This window comes from Thalassospiraceae bacterium LMO-SO8, from assembly GCA_031655335.1.
Classification (GTDB): domain Bacteria; phylum Pseudomonadota; class Alphaproteobacteria; order Rhodospirillales; family Casp-alpha2; genus UBA1479.
Genome location: CP134226.1, coordinates 1,401,756 through 1,419,212, shown reverse-complemented (window position 1 = coordinate 1,419,212; position 17,457 = coordinate 1,401,756). Strand labels below are relative to the sequence as shown.

Genomic DNA, 17,457 nt, shown 5'->3' with positions numbered 1-17,457 from the left:
CGGCAACCGGCGGGGCGGTTTACTCCGCCCCGGCCTTCCGCCTATGATCGCCCAACACCGGGCCAACCCGGGGGGAAGGGCGGTCGGGCATTGAACTGGGTTCATGGGGGGATTTCCCGATGGCGGATACGAACACGTCGGTCGCGGCCTTGATCGAGGCGCACGAGGCCTGGCTGCGCGGCGGCGGCGATACCGGCAAGCGCGGCGACATGCTGCGCCTCAACATGCGGGACCTCGACCTGCGGGGGGCGTCCCTCGCCAACGCCAACATCCGGGAATGCGATCTCACGGGCTCGGATCTGTCGGGGGCCGATCTCAGGGGCTCGTCCCTGATCTCGTCGGTCATGGTCGGGGTCAATTTCACCAGCGCGCTGCTCGATTTCACGGACATGACCGACACGGACCTGCGCGGCGCCAACTTCACGGGGGCCTCGCTCAACGGCGTCGACATGTGGCGCGCCAACCTGAAGGGTGCCGTGATCGATCCGATCACGCTGCATACCCTGCTCGACTGCCGCGAACCCGATGAAACCTCCGCCTACTTTGCGTTAACCAAATACTGACGCCCATCCGCCCATAAGACGCAAATGGCCAAATCACCGCGTCCCCGTTCCCGCCCACGGGCGAAAAAGACTCCCGAGCGTGCCCCCGCCGCGCGCCGCCGCGGCCGTCTCGCCACGATCCTGAAATGGGCCGGGGCGGCGGCCGTCTGGGGGGTGATCGCGGCCCTTGGCGCCGGGGTCTGGGTGTCCATCGGCCTGCCGGACCTGGATGAGGCGCTGAAGACCGAACGCCGGCCGACCGTGACGATTCTTAGCCAGGACGGCACGGAAATCTACCGCGCCGGCGATCTGGTCGGCGAAACGGTGGACCTCAAGGACCTGCCGCCGCATCTGATACAGGCCGTCCTGGCGACCGAGGATCGGCGGTTCTATAATCATTTCGGTATCGATCCTATCGGCTTGGGCCGGGCCATGGTGCGCAATATCCGGGCCGGACGGGTGGTCGAGGGCGGATCGACCATCACCCAGCAACTGGCCAAGAACCTGTTCCTCACCCCGGCCCGCACGATCACGCGCAAGCTCCAGGAAATGGTCGTGGCGCTATGGCTGGAATGGGAGTTTTCGAAGGACCAGATCCTCACCCTTTACCTCAACCGGGTCTATCTGGGGGCGGGGACCTACGGGGTCGACGCGGCGGCCCATCGTTTCTTCCAAAAACCCGCCGCCCGGGTCAATACCTACGAGGCGGCGGTGCTGGCCGGCCTGCTCAAGGCGCCGTCGCGCTACAACCCCGTGGCCTCGCCGGAACGCGCCCATGCCCGGGCCCGCACGGTGCTCGCCAACATGGTCGCCGCCGGATATCTGACGGAAACCAAGGCGGCGGAAGCGGCCCGGGGCATCCAGGTCGCCGCCGTCTCGGCGCCCACGGGCAACGCGCGGCATTTCGTCGACTGGGTGCTCGAAGCGGTCTCCGACTACGTGACCGCCGGCGGCCGCGATCTGGTGGTCAGGACGACGCTCGACCCCGCCTTGCAGCGCCAGGCGGAAACGGCCATCGGCCGCGCCTTCCTGGCGGCGGACCGGGCGGGCATGCGGGCGGGCGACGGGGCGCTTATCGCGCTGACCCCGCAGGGCGCGGTGCGCGCCATGGTCGGCGGCCGGGATTACGGCAAAAGCCAGTTCAACCGCGCCGTTCAGGCGCTGCGCCAGCCGGGATCCGCGTTCAAGCCCGTGGTCTATCTCGCGGCGCTGGAGACGGGAATGACGCCCGCGACCCCGGTGGTCGACAGGCCGGTCTCTTTGAGCGGTTGGCAGCCGTCCAATTTCTCCGGCAAGTACGAAGGGCGCATGACCCTGGAATACGCGTTGGCCCATTCCGTGAACACCATCGCGGTGCAGTTGGCGCAGCAGGTCGGCCCGGCCAGGATCATCGACACCGCCCGGGCGCTGGGCATCACCACGGACCTGCCCAAGGACGCGGGGTTGGCGCTCGGCACGGGCGAGGTGTCGCTGCTGGAATTGACGACCGCCTATGCCGTGCTGGCGCGGGCGGGGATGGGGGTCTGGCCCTATGCGATCACGGAAATCATCGGCCCCGGCGGCACGCCGCTGTATCAGCGCCAGGGCTCCGGCCCCGGCCGCGCCGTGCCGGCGGCGGCGGCCCGCACCCTGACCGCCATGATGACCAAGGTGATCGACGGCGGCACGGGCAAGCACGCCGCCATCGGCCGGCCGGCGGCGGGAAAGACGGGGACCAGCCAGAACTACCGCGACGCCTGGTTTGTCGGTTTCACGCCGCAACTGGTGACCGGCGTGTGGTTCGGCAACGACGACGGGTCGCCCATGAAACGGGTGACCGGCGGCGGCCTGCCGGCGCGCACCTGGGCCGGGTTCATGGGCGCGGCGCATCAGGGCCTGCCGGTGCTGGCCTTCGACGACATCGGGGACGACGGCAAACCCGGATCAGGATCATTCTGGGGGCGGTTGAAAAACCTTGTCGGTTCCGGGTCCGAAACAGTTGATCCCGTGGGCGAGAACCGGGCCGGGGATTAGCCCTGGCCGGCCAGCTTGGCGATGGTCGCCGTGGTGCTGTGGCCCGGCGCCAGATCGGCGAGATGCACGCGCCCGCCGGCGGCCTCGACGGCCGCGCGGCCGACCACCTGATCGACGCGGTAATCGGCGCCCTTGACCAGAACCTCGGGCAACAAGCCCTCGATCAGGGCCAGCGGCGTGTCTTCGGCGAACAGGACGACGGCATCGACCCCGGCCAGCGACGCCAGCACGGCGGCCCGCGCGGCCTCGCCCTGGACCGGGCGGTCCTCGCCCTTCAGGCGTTTGACCGAGGCATCGGAATTGAGCCCCACGACCAGCCGGTCGCACTGGCCCTTGGCCTGGCGCAGCAGCGACACATGGCCCGGATGCAACAGATCGAAGCAGCCGTTGGTGAAGCCGACCGTGAGACCCCGGCGGCGCCAGGCGGCGGCCCGGTCGAGCAGCTGTTCGAAAGTCAGCACCTTGGCCTCGGCGTCGCTCAGGTCCTGATGGTGCAATTGGGCGATGAGATCACCCGCGTAGGCGACGGCGGTGCCGACCTTGGCGACGACGATCCCGGCGGCGAGATTGGCGAGCGCCGCCGCCCGGCCCAGATCGGCGCCCGCGGCCAGGCAGGCGGCCAGGGTCGCGACCACCGTGTCGCCGGCGCCGGACACGTCGAAAACTTCCTGCGCCTCGGCGGCCAGGTGGACGACCGCGCCCTCGGCCGGCACCAGGGTCATGCCGTCGCGGGACCGGGTGACCAGCACGGCGGTCAGGCCCAGATCGTCGACCAGCCCGCGGGCGGCGGCGATCACGGCGTCGTCCGTGTGCACGGGCTTACCCGTGGCGGCGGCCAGTTCCTTCAGATTGGGGGTCAGGATTCCGGCCCCCCGATAGCGCCCGTAATCGCTGCCCTTGGGATCGACGATCACGGTCGCTCCGGCCTTGCCGGCGGCGGCGATCACATGGGCCAGGGTGGCGTCGGCCAGGACCCCCTTGCCGTAATCGGACAGCACGACGACCTTGTGGTCGCGCACGGCGGCCTCGGCCTCGGCGGCCAGTTGAGCTTGAAGCGCGTCGCTCGTGGCCCGGCTGGTTTCCCGGTCGGCGCGCAGCATCTGCTGTGTGCCGGCGACGAAGCGGGTCTTGATCGTGGTCTGGCGCCCGGCGTCGGTTTTCAGGTCGCCCGTCACGCCCGCCTCGCGGGCCAGAAGGGTCCGCACTTCCGCGCCCGCGGCGTCGTCGCCGACGACGGACAGGAACCGGGTCTTGGCCCCCAGCGCGGCCAGGTTGCGCACCACGTTGCCGGCCCCGCCCAGCATGCGGGTCTCGCCGGTCACGCGCAGCACGGGGATCGGGGCTTCCGGGGAGATCCGCTCGACCTCGCCATGAACGAAAGTGTCCAACATGACGTCGCCCAGACAGACCACCTTGGTGTCCGCCAGCGCCTCGACCAGGGCGATCAGGTCCGTGCGTTCCGTCATTGTCCCATGTCCAACGTCACCAGGCCCGATTCAACCTCAAGCGCGCCGCAGAGCATCTGGCCCCCAAGGCGCCCGTCACCAAGGATCATCATATCAGACCCAATTCGATTTCAAGCGCGCCGCAGAGCATTTGACCCAAGGTAATATGCATTTCCTGGATGCGCGCGGTGACGTCCGAGGGCACGATCAGCAGGGGGTCGGCGAGGCCGGCCATCTTGCCGCCGCCGCGGCCGCTCAGGCCGGCCGCGATCAGCCCGCCCGCCCGCGCCGCGCGCAGGGCCTCCAGCACATTGGGGCTTTGGCCCGAGGTGGAAATCCCGACGGCCATGTCGCCGGGCTTGCCGAGCGCCTGGATCTGGCGGGCGAATACCTGCTCGAACCCCAGGTCGTTGGCGCCGGCGGTCAGGGCCGACGAGTCCGTGGTCAGGGCGATGGCGGCAATCGGCGCGCGGTCGGTCTTGTAGCGGACGGTCAGTTCCGTCGCCAGGTGCTGGCAGTCGGCGGCGCTGCCGCCGTTTCCGAAGAAAAGCAATTTTCCGCCGTCTCTCAACGACTTGGCGGCGGCGGTTACAAGCGCCTGGAAAGGCGCGGCCAGGGCCCCTTGGGTCGCCTTGGCGACGGCCGCGTGCTGTTCCATTTCGCTGTTAAAAAATGCGGCTAAGTCCATGAGAAAAGCCTGTTTTTCCCTGTGCGCGTGATTTGGCCGGTCACAGGACCCCTTTGAAATAGGCGATGGTCTTGGCCAGACCGTCCTTCAATTGGATGGTCGGCTGCCAGCCCAGTTTGTCCTTGGCGAGCGAGATGTCCGGGCAGCGTTGCGTGGGGTCGTCCTGGGGTAGCGGCATCTTGACGATCTTGGATTTGGCGGCGGTCATCTCGATCACCAGTTCGGCCAGTTCCAGGATGGTGAATTCGTTGGGATTGCCCAGGTTGATCGGCCCGGTCACCGCGTCGGGGGCGTTCATCAGCCGGATCAGCCCGTCGGCCAGGTCGTCGACATAACAGAACGACCGCGTCTGCCCGCCGTCGCCGTAGACGGTCAGGTCCTCGCCTTTCAGCGCCTGGACGATGAAGTTGGACACCACGCGCCCGTCATTGGGGTGCATGTTGGGGCCGTAGGTGTTGAAGATGCGCGCGACCCGGATGTTCAGGCTGTGCTGACGGTAATAGTCGAAAAACAGGGTTTCGGCGCAGCGCTTGCCCTCGTCGTAGCAGCCGCGCGGCCCGATGGGGTTGACCCGGCCGCGGTAATCCTCGGTCTGCGGATGGACTTCCGGATCGCCGTAGACCTCGGACGTCGAGGCCTGCAAAATCTTGGCGCCGGTGCGCTTGGCCAGGCCCAGCATGTTGATGGCGCCGTGCACGGAGGTCTTGGTCGTCTGCACGGGATCGTACTGGTAATGCACGGGCGAGGCCGGGCAGGCCAGGTTGTAGATCTCGTCGACCTCGACATAGAGCGGGAAGGTCACGTCGTGGCGCATGACCTCGAAATGGGGATTGTCCAACAGGCCCAGAATGTTGTCCTTGGAGCCGGTATAGAAATTGTCGGCGCAGATCACGCCGGCCCCCGACTCCAACAGGCGTGTGCAGAGATGCGAGCCGATAAAGCCCGCCCCGCCGGTGACGAGGATGGTCTTGCGTAGGGCCATGAATGAGTTACCCGTTCCGATTTTGCCGCATTATGGGCAAAAAACCGCCAAATCCGCGATCCATAATGCCCGCCAAGTATTAAGAAACCGTCGCTTATGACCCTCAAGCGGGGTCGAGGTCAAGGTGCCTGACCCGGCGCGCCGCCGGGGCTCGGGCGGCCGCGGCGCGGAATCCGAACCGCCGAACCAAGCGCCGGAAATGAAATGACTTTTTTAACGATTTCACTTTAGCATTGGCGCACCTTGCCGATTACGGCGAAACCTCCGGGGCTGCGGGAAGGGCCCCTGGAATGACTGTCGACATCGGGGTTCCGCACACGCGGGGTCCGGGGGCGAACGGGAGCACCATGGCCGAGATTCCTTCACCGGATACGCTCGAGGAAAAACTTCTGCTGGACCGCCTCAACCGAATGGAGGCGGGCGCGCCCGGCTATTACGCCGTGCATCTGCATTTGTCGGAACTGAAAAGTTCCAACCGCAAGCCCCATTTCATCCGTCTGGCGGCGCGCAACTTCGACAATCTGACCAATCAGCACGAAGCGACCTTGTTCCAGATGAAGAACGCGGACCAGATCCTTCTGTGCCGCACCGTGCCCGTGCACGAGGTGGAAAACCCCGTCGAGAAGGTCCGCGCGCTGTTCTCCGAAGACCCGCTGACCCACATCGACGAGACGGGCCTGGGCGAGGACCGCCTGTCGACCTGGTACGATCTGTCGGAGAATGAGGATTTCCGCGCCTTCGTGCGGGTCGTCGGCTCGCTGGTGCTGGAGGCCGAGGAAACCGCCAAGCGCGAGGCCGCCGAGGCGGCGGCGCAGCAGAAATCCGTGGGCCAGCCGTTGACGGCGCAACATCTGACGGCGCTTTCCCAGGTTCTGCCGCGCGTGCCCATCGACGACCTGATCCGCGAACAGCTTTGCCTGCACATCGGCGCCCACGGGCCCGAGGGCGTGATCTTCCGCGAACACTTCATTTCCATCGGCGATCTGAAGAAGCGGGTGGCGCCGGGGGTCAACCTGTTCTCGTCGATCTGGCTGTTCCAGTACCTGACCGAGGGCCTGGACCGGGTCATCCTGGCCAACATGGCCGGGCGCAACTTCGAAAAGATGAACGAGCCGATCTCGCTCAACCTGAACATCGGCACCGTGCTGTCGCGCGATTTCCAGAACTTCCACCGCGCCGTCGCCGGGCACGAGGACAACGTCATCATCGAAATGCAGGTGATCGACATCTTCTCCGACGTCGACGCCTTCACCATCGCCCGCAACATGCTGCAACAGAACGGGTACCGCGTGCTGGTTGACGGCATTTCGCCCGTATCCATGCAGTTCTTCGACCCGGCGATTCTGGGCGCGGACTTCATCAAGGTCGGCTGGGGCTCGGAATTCGAGAACGAGGAAGAGGACGACAGCAAGGTCGAGGACCTGCGCCGCATCATCCGCGATGCGGGCAAGGAATCGATCATCCTGTCCCGGGTCGATTCCGAACAGGCGATCCAATGGGGCCTGAACCTGGGCATCACCCGGTTCCAGGGCTTCCTCATGGACCGGCTGATCGACACCGTGCGCTCGCAAGGGCGGCGCGCGCGCATCAAGAAGGAACGGGCGGCGGCGGCGCGCTGAGGCGCGGACACCGGCACCCGGTAGCGAAACAGGAAACGGCGGAAACATGGCGACGGCGCCCGATGCACAGAAAGCAATCCCCAGCCAGGAAAACCTGCTGCTGGACTATGTGCGTCGCCTGGAAAAGCACCGGGGCGGGCGCCAGGTCGTGCATGTCCATCTGTCGCAGCTGCGCCCGTTCAATCGGCGCGAACAGCATATCCGCGCCGCGACCTCCAGCTTCGATCCCCTGATCTCGACCACCATGGGCCAGTTGTTCGCCCTGCGCAGCGCCGACCTGATCTTCGCCTTCAAGGCCGAAGCCCGGCCCCAGGTGGAAACCGTGGTTCAGAAGGTGCGCTTTCTGTTTTCCGACGACCCCCTGATCGCCGAGGCCTCGACCCACGAAAAGCCCTTCGCGACCTGGTACGACGCGGTCAACGACTACGACGAGATTTTGCGCCTGGCCCGCGAATTGGCCGAGGAAGAGGAAGTGCGCCTGACCAAGGTGCGCTCGCGCATGGACGCGCGCTCGTCCCTGCGCGCCAAGCAGGAACAGGGCGAGCCCCTGACGCCCGATATTCTGGCCCGGGTCGAGGATGCGCTCGGCCGCGCCGACCTGTCGAACTACGTGCGCCGCCAGTTCGTCTGCAAGGTCGACAGCAAGCTGATTCCCGAACAGGAATTTTCCGAACTGTTCATTTCCATCAACGACCTGCGCGAAACGCTGATGCCGGGGGTCAACCTGACCTCCAACCGCTGGCTGTTCTATCACCTGACGGAAACCCTGGATAAGCGCATGCTGTCCATGCTGTCGAAGACCGACGCCATCACCATCACCGGCGAGATTTCCATCAACGCCAACGTAAAGACTCTGTTGTCGGATGAATTCCAGGTTTTCGACGACAACGTCTCGGCCTCGCGCCGGGGGGCGATGGTGATCGAGTTGCAGAAGGAAGACATCTTCGCCGACCTGCCGGCCTTCCTGATCGCCCGCGAGTTCGTGCAGGAACGGGGCTATCGGGTGCTGCTCGACGGCCTGACCATGCAGACCATGTTCCTGGTCGACCGGGAAAAACTGGGCTGCGATCACGCCAAGCTGATCTGGACCCCGGCCCTCGCCGATTCCAGCGACGACGTCAAGGAACGGCTGCGCCAGATCGCCGCCTCGGGCGGCGGCGGCAGGATGATCATGTGTCGCTGCGACACCCGCGAATCCGTCGAATTCGGCCGCTCCGTCGGCATCGACCGGTTCCAGGGCCGGTTCATCGAAGGCCTGATCGCCGAGGACGGCCGGCGCCGCGATTTGCTTAAGCTGAAACACCGTATTCAGCGCGGCACCGCCGGCGACGACGAAGAGGAAATGGTCGACTAGGCGGACATGCCGCTGGACCTAGTCCTTGCCGCTGACGCCGGCACTTTCAAAGGTCGCCATGCCCCGGTGACAGGCCAGGGCCGCCCGCACCAGGGCGACCGCCAACACCGCCCCCGACGCCTCGCCCAGCCGCATGTTCAGTTGCAGCAGCGGCGCCATGCCGAGTTTCGCGAGCAGCCGCCCGTGTCCCGGCTCCGCCGACAGGTGTGCCGCCCGGCAATGGTCGAGGGCCCCCGGCCGGGCCGCGTCGAGACAGGCCGCCGCCGCGCCGCAGACGAAGCCGTCAAGCAGCACGGGGATGCCCAGACGGCGGGCCCTGGCCACGGCGCCGGCCATGGCCGCCAGTTCCCGGCCGCCCAGGGCGCGCAGAACGCCCAGTCCATCTTGGGGCGCGATGCCGTTGACCGCGACGGCGCGGGCGATCACGTCCGCCTTGGCCGATACGCCCGCCGCGGGCAGGCCCGTGCCCGGCCCGGCCCAATCCGCCCCCGTGCCGCCGAACAAGCCCAGGCAGATGGCGGCGGCGGCGGTGGTGTTGGCGATGCCCATTTCGCCGACACAGAGAAGGTCCGCCCCCGCATTGACGGCGTCGGCCCCGGCCTGGAAGGCGGCGGCGAATTCATCCGCCGTCATGGCCGGACCCTGCGCGATGTCGGCGGTGGGGTTGTCCAGATCCAGGGGAATCACGGCGAGATCGACACCGAAGGTGCGGCACAGCTGGTTCACGGCCGCCCCCCCGGCCTGAAAGTTGGCGACCATCTGGGCCGTCACCTCGGGCGGATAGGCCGATATCCCCTGGGCGGCGACGCCGTGATTGCCGGCGAACACCAGGGCCTGGATCGTGTCGGCGCGCGGGGTCGCGCGGCCCTGCCAGCCGGCCAGCCATTCGGTGATCTCCTCCAGCCGGCCCAGCGATCCGGCGGGCTTGGTCAGCACCGCCTCGCGGGCGCGCACGGCGGTCTGTGCGTCCACATCCGGTCCCGGCAGGTCGGTCAGCAGGTCAGCGGGATCACGCGGGGGGTCGATTTGCGGCACGAGGTCTTGTTTCCTTTTCCGGGGTCGGTCACATATAACCCAATCGGCCGTGCTGGTGACGGGAATTTCCCGTGACCGGCGTCGCGGTCCCGCCTGATCCTTCAAGGAGTTGCCCTTTGGCGACGGACGATCCCGATCCTGCCGCCCGGCCCTGGCGCCCCTGGGACGATGCGTTTCTCGCGCTGGCCTTCCTCACGCGGCTGCCGGTGCCCGCGCGTCACGACGGCGGGGCGGGCGCCCTGGCCCGCGCCGGCTGGGCCTTTCCCCTGGCGGGATGCGTGGTCGGCGGCGCCGGGGCGGGCGTGCTCATGGTGACGGCGGGTTCGGGCCTGCATCCCCTCGCCGCCGCTCTGCTCGCCTTCGCCGTCATGGCCATCGTGACCGGCGCGCTGCACGAAGACGGCCTGGCCGATTTCGCCGACGGGCTCGGCGTCGCGGGCCGCGACCGGCGGCTGGAGGTCATGCGCGATTCCCATATCGGCACCTTCGGTGTGCTCGCCCTGGTGTTCGCGACGGGGCTGAAGGCGGCGGCGCTGGCGTCCCTCGCCGGGCCGGGCACGGCGGCCCTGGTGCTGGTCGCCGCAGGGGCCTTGTCCCGGGCGGCCGTGGTGCCGACGATGACCGTCCTGGCCCCCGCGCGGGCCGACGGCCTGGCCAAGGACGCCGGACGGCCGCCCGTCTGGGCGGCGGGGCTGGCCCTGGCATTGGGCGTCGCGGCCCTGGCTCCGCTCCTGCCGGTCCTGGGAGCCGGGGTCGGCACCCTGGCGGCGGCGGGTCTGGCGGCGGGGTTGTTCGCCTGCTGGGCGATGCAGGCGGCGGTCGGCGGCCACACGGGCGACACCCTGGGCGCGCAGCAACAGATCGTGGAAATCGCCGTCTATCTGGCGGCCGCAACGGCGGAGATCAACCTGTGACCAAGACCCCCGAAAACTCCGTGACCCGCTGGTGGTGGGTGCGCCACGCGCCCGTGCCCTCCGTGGTCGGCACCATCTACGGCGGCAACGATGTGCCCTGCGACGTGTCCGACCGGGACAGCTTCCGCGCCCTGGCGACGGCATTGCCCGCCGACGCGGTGTGGCTGACCAGCCACCTCACGCGCACCCACAAGACCGCCCAGGCGATTCGCGAGGAAGGCCTGGCATTCCCCGACCCCATCGCCGAGGAACACCTGGGCGAACAGTCCTTCGGTGACTGGCAGGGATCGACCTGGGACGAGATGGAGGCCCGCGACCCCGACGCCTTCCGCCTGTTCTGGGAAACGCCGGCGCGGTCCCGTCCGCCCGGCGGCGAAAGCTTCGCCGACCAGATCGCCCGCGTGTCCGGGGTGATCGACCGCTACACCGCCGACCATGCGGGCCGCGACATCGTCGCCGTCACCCATGGTGGGACCATCCGCGCGGCCATGGCCCATTCGCTGGGCCTGACGCCGGAAGGGGCCATGTCGTTTTCCGTCTCGACCCTGTCCGTGACCTGCCTGGAACACGTCGCGGGCGGGCTTTTGCGCGGGCGCGGCGGGGCTTGGCGGATCGTGCGGGTCAACGCCCCGCCCCATGCGGTGACGCCGCTGGTCAAGGGGGGGCATTGACGCAAATCCCGAGCGTGCCGACTCCAGGCACGCGACGACGATTTGCGCGAAATAAACACATGGAAATTCGATGAACGAAATTTTACCCCCCGTCACCCTGATCCTGGGCGGCCAGCGTTCGGGCAAAAGCCGGCTCGCCGAAACCCTGATCGAGGACGCGGCCGGCGGCGGGCTCTACCTGGCCACGGCCGAGGCCCGGGACGGCGAGATGACCGACCGCATCGCCGCCCATCGGGCGCGCCGGGGCGCCGATTGGGAAACCATCGAGGAACCCTTGGATATTCTCGAACAGATTCGCGAGCACGCCGCCCCCGGCCGCCCGGTGCTGGTCGATTGCGTGACGTTGTGGCTGTCGAACCTGATGGCCGCCGGGCGCGATCCCGAATCCGAGGTCGAAACGCTCGCCCGGGGGCTCGACGGCCTCGGCGGACCCGTGGTTTTCGTCTCCAACGAGGTGGGCTTGGGCGTCATTCCCGCCAACGCCCTGGCCCGATCCTTCGCCGACGCGGCGGGGCTGGCCAATCAGCGGCTGGCCGCCCGCGCCGACCGTGTGGTATTCACGGCGGCCGGCCTGCCCCTCGTGCTCAAGGGCCGTCCTCTTTAATTCACGTCAGACAAGGTTCCCTGCATTCATGAAAATTCCCGCCACCGTGATCACCGGCTTCCTCGGCGCCGGCAAGACGACCCTCATCCGCCATTTGCTGCAGAACGCGGGCGGGCGGCGTATTGCCCTGGTGATCAATGAATTCGGGGATTTGGGCGTCGACCGCGAGGTCATCAACGGCTGCGCCATCGAGGGCTGTAACGCGGACGATGTGGTCGAACTGGCCAACGGCTGCATCTGCTGCACCGTCGCCGATGATTTCCTGCCGACCATGGAAATGCTGCTCGACCGCGACACGCCGCCGGATCATATCGTAATCGAAACGTCCGGGCTGGCCCTGCCCAAACCCCTGGTCAAGGCCTTCACCTGGCCGGAAATCCGCGCCCGGGTCACCGTCGACGGCGTGATCGCCGTGGTCGACGCGCCGGCCGTCGCGGCGGGCCGCTTCGCCCATGATCCGGCCGCCGTCGCCGAACAGCGCGAAGCCGACGACAACCTGGACCACCATTCGCCCCTGGAAGAGGTGTTCGAGGACCAGTTGCTGTCCGCCGATATGGTGCTGCTGAACAAGGCCGACCTGACCGACGCGGCGGGTCTGGCCGCCGCGCGCGCCGTGGTCGAGGCCGAACTGCCGCGCCAGGTGAAGATCGTCGAAACCCGCCACGGCCAAGTCGACATCAATGTCCTGTTGGGCCTCAAGGCCGGGGCCGAGGACGATCTCGACGCCCGCCCGTCCCATCACGAAGGCGAGGACGACCACGACCACGACGATTTCGACAGCTTCGAGGTGCGGATCGCCGGATCGGCCGACCCGGACGCCCTGAAATCCCGCATCGAGGCCGCCGCCCGCGACCACGGCATCCTGCGCGTGAAGGGCTTCGTCCATGTCGCGGGCAAGCCGCGCCGCCACGTCATCCAGGGCGTGGGATCGCGCGTCGACGGCTATTACGACCGCCCGTGGACGGCCGGCGAGGTGCCGGAAACCCGTCTGGTCGTGATCGGTCTGCACGGCCTGGACCGCGCCGCCGTGACCCGCGCCCTGCAAGGTTAGACGCTCGGGGGTTAGGTTCCCGCCCGCCTCCTCCTATATAAATGTCCGCCCCTTTCTGACCAGCGGAGCCCGCCTTGCATCTTCTCGCCGCCCAACCTGGCCTCGTCGACGACGGAACGGAAGCCCTCGACCTGGGTCAGACGCCGGGCGACATCGTCGTGCTGTCCGCCGCCGACACGGAACTGGCGGCCTTGGCCGACGCCCAGACACGGCGGCTGGCGGACGACGCGGCGGCGCCGTCCCTGCGCCTCGCCAACGTCATGCACCTGTCCCATAACATGAGCGTCGATCTTTACGTCGACGCTGTGGTCCGCCACGCGCGGCTGATCTTGGTGCGGCTTCTGGGCGGGCGGGCCTATTGGCCCTACGGGGTGGAACAGATCGCCCAGGCGGCTATGGCACAGGGCATTCCGCTGGCGATTCTGCCCGGCGACGACGCGCCCGACGCGGAACTGGCCGACTGGTCGACCCTGCCGCGCGAGGCTCAGCATCGCCTGTGGCAATATCTGGTCCAGGGCGGGCCGGCCAACGCGGGCCGGTTTCTGGATTACGCCGCGTCGCTGATCGGCGGCGGCGATGATTGGCTGGAGCCGGAACCTTTGCTCGCCTGCGGGCTCTACTGGCCGGGTGCCGCCGCGCCCGATCTGGACGCGCTGCGCGCCTTTTGGCGGGACGATGCGCCCGTGGCGGCGCTGGTGTTCTATCGCGCGTTGATGCAGGCGGGGAATCTGGACGCCGTCGATGCGGTGATCGCCTCCCTCGGCCGGGCCGGGCTCAACGCGCTGCCGGTCTACGTGAAAAGCCTGAAGGACCCGGTTTCGGCGGCGACGTTGGAAGGCTTTTTCGCCGATGCGCCGCCCGCCGTGGTCCTGAACACCACGGGTTTCGCGGTGACCGCGCCGGGCACGGACAAGCTCGGCGGCGGGCGCGCGCCGGGTCCGCTGGACAAACCGGGGGCGCCCGTGTTGCAGGCGGTGTTCTCCGGCGGCAACCTGGAAAGCTGGCAATCGGGCACCTTCGGCCTCGGCCCCCGCGACATTGCCATGAACGTGGCCCTGCCGGAAGTGGACGGGCGCCTCTTCACCCGCGCCGTGTCGTTCAAGGGCCGGGCCCGGCGCGACGCCGCGACCGAGACGGACATCGTGCGCTACGAGCCCGTGCCCGACCGGGTCGATTTCGTGGCCGACCTGGCGGCTGGTTGGGCGCGGCTTGCAGGGAAAGCGCGGGAAGACCGCCGCGTCGCCCTGGTGCTCGCCAATTATCCCAACCGGGACGGGCGCATCGGCAACGGCGTCGGGCTGGACACCCCGGCGGCGACGGTCAAGGTGCTGGGCGAGATGGCGGCGGCGGGCTACGCGCTGCGCGATCTGCCCGCCGATGGCGACGCCCTGGTGCAACGGCTTTTGGCCGGGCCGACCAACGACCTACGGGCGCTGGCGTCCCGCGCCTGGGACGAAACCCTGCCCTTCAACGAATACCAGATGTTCTTCGGCGGCCTGCCCCGCGCCGTGCAGGACGCGGTCACGGACCGCTGGGGTCCGGCGGAAACCGATCCCTTCTTCCGCCCGGGGGCTCTCGACTGCGGCCATTTCGCCGTCGCGGCCTTTCGCTGCGGCAACGTGGCGGTCTGCTTGCAGCCGGCGCGCGGCTACAACATTGATCCCAAATCAAGCTACCACGACCCGGACCTAGTGCCGCCGCACAGCTACTTCGCCTTCCACGCCTGGATGCGGGAAGCCTTCCGCGCCGACGCCGTGGTGCACATGGGCAAGCACGGCAATCTGGAATGGCTGCCGGGCAAGTCGCTCGCCCTGTCGCAGGACTGCTTCCCGGAAGCCGCCCTGGGCCCCCTGCCCAACATCTATCCCTTCATCGTCAACGATCCCGGCGAGGGCACCCAGGCCAAGCGCCGGGCGGCGGCCGTCGTCGTCGACCACCTGACCCCGCCCTTGACCCGCGCCGAAAGCTACGGGCCGCTCAAGGATCTGGAGGCGCTGGTCGATGAATATTACGAGGCCGCCGGGGTCGACCGCCGGCGCCTCAAGGTGCTGGAAAAGGACATTCTCTCCTTGTGCGCCGCCACCGGCATCGGCGCCGACTGCGGCATGACGGCGGACGACGCGTCCGGCGACCAGTTGGCCAAGCTCGACAATTATTTGTGCGAGCTGAAGGAGATGCAGATCCGCGACGGCCTGCACATCCTGGGCGTTTCGCCGACGGGCCGCCTGCTCACGGACCTGCTGGTGGCGCTCGCCCGCGTGCCGCGGGGCGCCGCGCCCGAGGACGCGTCCCTGCTGCGGGCGCTGGCGGCGGACCTGGACCTGGGCCGGGCGTTCGATCCCCTGGACTGCGACATGGCGGCGCCCTGGACGGGGGCGCGTCCCGCCGTTCTGGACAATGCCGAGGGCCCCTGGCGCACGGCGGGGGATGCGGTGGAACGGCTGGAGATTTTGGCGGCGTCCCTGGTCGCGGGCGACGCCGTGGCCGATCCGGCCTGGACCGCCGCCCCGCCCGTGCTCGATTTCATCCGCGATCACCTGCGCCCGGCCGTTCAGGCTTCGGGCGACGCCGAAATCCGGGGCGTGCTGGCGGGCCTGGACGGCCGCTTCGTGCCGCCGGGGCCCTCCGGCGCGCCGACGCGCGGGCGTCCCGACGTGCTGCCCACGGGGCGCAACTTCTATTCCGTCGACACCCGCACGGTGCCGACCCCCGCCGCCTGGCAACTGGGCTGGAAGGCCGCGTCCCTTTTGGTCGAACGTCACGCCCAGGACCACGGCGACTGGCCGAAATCCATCGCGATCTCCGCCTGGGGGACGTCCAACATGCGCACGGGCGGCGACGACATCGCCCAGGCATTGGCGCTCTTGGGCGTGAAGCCGCAATGGGACGGCCCGTCCCGCCGCGTCACGGGGTTCGAGGTTCTGCCCGTCACCGTCCTGGGCCGCCCGCGCGTCGACGTCACCCTGCGCATCTCGGGCTTTTTCCGCGACGCCTTTCCGGGCCTGATCGACCTGTTCGATTCCGCCGTGCGCGCCGTGGCGGCCCTGGACGAAGGCGAAGCCGACAACCCGCTAGCCGCCCGGGTGAAAGCGGACACAGCGGCATTGGGCGGCGACGACGCGCTGCGCCTGGCGACCCATCGGGTGTTCGGCTCCATGCCGGGGGCCTACGGGGCCGGGCTGCAGGCCCTGATCGACGAAAAGGGCTGGGAGACGGAGGATGATCTCGCCAAGGCCTATGTCGCCTGGGGCGGCTATGCCTACGGCGCGGGCGCGGAAGGCAAGGCCGCCCACGGTCTGTTCGAGGCGCGGCTGCGCGCGACCGACGCGGTGGTGCAGAACCAGGACAACCGCGAGCACGACCTTTTGGATTCCGACGACTATTACCAGTTCCAGGGCGGGTTGACCGCCGCCGTGCGCAGCCTGAAAGGGGCGCAGCCCGCCATCTATTTCGGCGACCATGCGCGCCCGGAAAGCCCCCGTGTGCGCACGCTGGACGAAGAAATTTCCCGCGTGGTGCGCGCCCGGGCCGCCAATCCGAAATGGATCAGGGGCGTCATGCGCCACGGCTACAAGGGCGCGTTCGAGATGGCGGCCACGGTCGATTATCTGTTCGCCTTCGCCGCCACGGCGCGCTGCGTCGCCGACCACCATTTCGATGCCGTATTCCAGGCTTATCTGGAAGATGCCGAGGTTCTGGACTTTCTGGCCGAGCACAATCCGGCGGCGCTGAAGGACATGGCGGCCCGGTTCCTGGAGGCCCAGGACCGGGGGTTGTGGAGCCCGCGGCTCAACTCGACGCGCCCGCTTCTGGAGCGTCTGGCCCGTGACGGTTGACGGCGGGTGCCGGAAGCCGGGATAAGTTACGATCAGCCGACAGATGAGGCATTCCCCGATGGACGGAAAACCCAAGGATTCGATGACCGAGGCGGAGCTCGACGCCCGCCACGCCGAGAAGATGCGCAAGAAGAAGGCGGCGCGGGACAAGATTCTGGCGACCAAGACCGAGGAACGCGGCCTGCTCATCGTCCATACGGGCAAGGGCAAGGGCAAGTCGACCGCCGCCATGGGCATGGCCATGCGCTGCGTCGGTCACGGCATGCGCGTCGCCATCGTTCAGTTCGTCAAGGGCGTGTGGGAAACGGGCGAGCGCGACGTGCTGGCCAAGTTCCCCGATCAGGTCACCATCAAGGCCATGGGCGAGGGCTTTTCCTGGGAAACCCAGGACCGTCAGCGCGACCTGGCCGCCGCGCGCCAGGCCTGGGACGCGGCCAAGGAACTGATGGCCGATCCCAGCTACAAGATGGTCATCCTGGACGAACTGAACATCGTGCTGCGCTACGACAACCTGCCGCTGGACGAGGTGGTCGAGACGCTGAAGAACAAACCCCGCGACCTGCATGTCGTGGTCACCGGGCGCAACGCCAAGGAGGCGCTGATCGAGGCCGCCGATCTGGTCACGGAGATGGAGATGATCAAGCATCCGTTCCGCGCGGGCGTGAAGGCCCAGGCGGGGATCGAATTTTGAACGGGCGGGGGA

At 68.2% G+C, this 17,457-nt stretch carries 14 protein-coding genes; 10 read left to right on the top strand and 4 right to left on the bottom strand.

The genetic code is table 11. From position 1 onward, the window contains the following. Window positions 1–119: 119 nt before the first annotated feature. Together RJ527_06875 and RJ527_06870 are read left to right on the top strand one after the other, a co-directional pair. Window positions 120–563, top strand: coding sequence for a pentapeptide repeat-containing protein (locus RJ527_06875; protein WND77459.1), 444 nt, complete (start codon window positions 120–122; stop codon window positions 561–563). 24 nt (window positions 564–587) lie between these two features. Beyond that, a complete protein-coding gene (locus tag RJ527_06870; GenBank protein WND77458.1) occupies window positions 588–2,555 on the top strand; it encodes a PBP1A family penicillin-binding protein in 1,968 nt (655 codons plus the stop codon). Here RJ527_06870 and rfaE1 read toward each other — a convergent pair. The 3 genes from rfaE1 to RJ527_06855 form a co-directional block, all read right to left on the bottom strand. Then, complete coding sequence (gene rfaE1 / locus RJ527_06865; protein WND77457.1) at window positions 2,552–4,021, bottom strand: D-glycero-beta-D-manno-heptose-7-phosphate kinase; 1,470 nt, start codon at window positions 4,019–4,021, stop codon at window positions 2,552–2,554. The genes RJ527_06870 and rfaE1 overlap by 4 nt on opposite strands. Window positions 4,022–4,109: 88 nt before the next feature. Continuing rightward, window positions 4,110–4,688 (bottom strand): D-sedoheptulose 7-phosphate isomerase, encoded by a 579-nt coding sequence (locus tag RJ527_06860; GenBank protein ID WND77456.1) that lies wholly within the window; start codon window positions 4,686–4,688, stop codon window positions 4,110–4,112. Between the two features lie 40 nt (window positions 4,689–4,728). Continuing rightward, window positions 4,729–5,670: an SDR family oxidoreductase gene (locus RJ527_06855; GenBank protein ID WND77455.1), complete on the bottom strand. Its 942-nt coding sequence runs from the start codon at window positions 5,668–5,670 to the stop codon at window positions 4,729–4,731. A 347-nt stretch (window positions 5,671–6,017) separates the two neighbouring features. Here RJ527_06855 and RJ527_06850 point away from each other — a divergent pair, with 347 nt between their 5' ends. Beyond that, the gene (locus RJ527_06850) at window positions 6,018–7,289 is read left to right on the top strand and encodes a hypothetical protein (protein ID WND77454.1); all 1,272 of its coding nucleotides are present in this window, start codon (window positions 6,018–6,020) and stop codon (window positions 7,287–7,289) included. A 46-nt stretch (window positions 7,290–7,335) separates the two neighbouring features. After that, window positions 7,336–8,643 (top strand): hypothetical protein, encoded by a 1,308-nt coding sequence (locus RJ527_06845; protein ID WND77453.1) that lies wholly within the window; start codon window positions 7,336–7,338, stop codon window positions 8,641–8,643. Window positions 8,644–8,661: 18 nt separating this feature from the next. Here the strand turns inward: RJ527_06845 and cobT are convergent, their stop codons facing one another. Further along, window positions 8,662–9,678, bottom strand: coding sequence for a nicotinate-nucleotide--dimethylbenzimidazole phosphoribosyltransferase (gene cobT, locus RJ527_06840; GenBank protein ID WND77452.1), 1,017 nt, complete (start codon window positions 9,676–9,678; stop codon window positions 8,662–8,664). A 116-nt stretch (window positions 9,679–9,794) separates the two neighbouring features. Here cobT and RJ527_06835 point away from each other — a divergent pair, with 116 nt between their 5' ends. The 6 genes from RJ527_06835 to cobO all read left to right on the top strand — a co-directional run bounded on the left by RJ527_06835 (window position 9,795) and on the right by cobO (window position 17,445). Beyond that, complete coding sequence (locus RJ527_06835) at window positions 9,795–10,592, top strand: adenosylcobinamide-GDP ribazoletransferase (protein ID WND77451.1); 798 nt, start codon at window positions 9,795–9,797, stop codon at window positions 10,590–10,592. Continuing rightward, a complete protein-coding gene (locus RJ527_06830) occupies window positions 10,589–11,263 on the top strand; it encodes a histidine phosphatase family protein (GenBank protein ID WND77450.1) in 675 nt (224 codons plus the stop codon). Before RJ527_06835 ends, RJ527_06830 begins: the two co-directional genes overlap by 4 nt. A 70-nt stretch (window positions 11,264–11,333) precedes the next feature. Beyond that, window positions 11,334–11,867 carry a bifunctional adenosylcobinamide kinase/adenosylcobinamide-phosphate guanylyltransferase gene (gene cobU, locus RJ527_06825; GenBank protein ID WND77449.1) on the top strand — a complete coding sequence of 178 codons (534 nt, stop codon included), beginning with the start codon at window positions 11,334–11,336 and terminating at the stop codon, window positions 11,865–11,867. A 28-nt stretch (window positions 11,868–11,895) separates the two neighbouring features. Continuing rightward, entirely contained in the window at window positions 11,896–12,918 is a 1,023-nt protein-coding gene (gene cobW / locus RJ527_06820; GenBank protein WND77448.1) for a cobalamin biosynthesis protein CobW, read from the top strand. Window positions 12,919–12,992: 74 nt separating this feature from the next. Then, window positions 12,993–16,754, top strand: a complete 3,762-nt coding sequence (gene cobN / locus RJ527_06815) for a cobaltochelatase subunit CobN (protein WND77447.1) — start codon at window positions 12,993–12,995, stop codon at window positions 16,752–16,754. Between the two features lie 58 nt (window positions 16,755–16,812). Next, window positions 16,813–17,445 carry a cob(I)yrinic acid a,c-diamide adenosyltransferase gene (gene cobO / locus RJ527_06810; GenBank protein WND77446.1) on the top strand — a complete coding sequence of 211 codons (633 nt, stop codon included), beginning with the start codon at window positions 16,813–16,815 and terminating at the stop codon, window positions 17,443–17,445. Window positions 17,446–17,457: the final 12 nt, after the last annotated feature.

Bases quoted from the DNA above. Each gene is read 5' to 3' on its own strand.
- RJ527_06845 (WND77453.1), top strand. From the start codon at position 7,336: ATGGCGACGGCGCCCGATGCACAGAAAGCAATCCCCAGCCAGGAAAAC.
- RJ527_06875 (WND77459.1), top strand. From the start codon at position 120: ATGGCGGATACGAACACGTCGGTCGCGGCCTTGATCGAGGCGCACGAG.
- RJ527_06855 (WND77455.1), bottom strand. From the start codon at position 5,670: ATGGCCCTACGCAAGACCATCCTCGTCACCGGCGGGGCGGGCTTTATC.
- RJ527_06860 (WND77456.1), bottom strand. From the start codon at position 4,688: ATGGACTTAGCCGCATTTTTTAACAGCGAAATGGAACAGCACGCGGCC.
- RJ527_06850 (WND77454.1), top strand. From the start codon at position 6,018: ATGGCCGAGATTCCTTCACCGGATACGCTCGAGGAAAAACTTCTGCTG.
- cobO (WND77446.1), top strand. From the start codon at position 16,813: ATGGACGGAAAACCCAAGGATTCGATGACCGAGGCGGAGCTCGACGCC.
- cobU (WND77449.1), top strand. From the start codon at position 11,334: ATGAACGAAATTTTACCCCCCGTCACCCTGATCCTGGGCGGCCAGCGT.
- rfaE1 (WND77457.1), bottom strand. From the start codon at position 4,021: ATGACGGAACGCACGGACCTGATCGCCCTGGTCGAGGCGCTGGCGGAC.
- RJ527_06870 (WND77458.1), top strand. From the start codon at position 588: ATGGCCAAATCACCGCGTCCCCGTTCCCGCCCACGGGCGAAAAAGACT.
- cobW (WND77448.1), top strand. From the start codon at position 11,896: ATGAAAATTCCCGCCACCGTGATCACCGGCTTCCTCGGCGCCGGCAAG.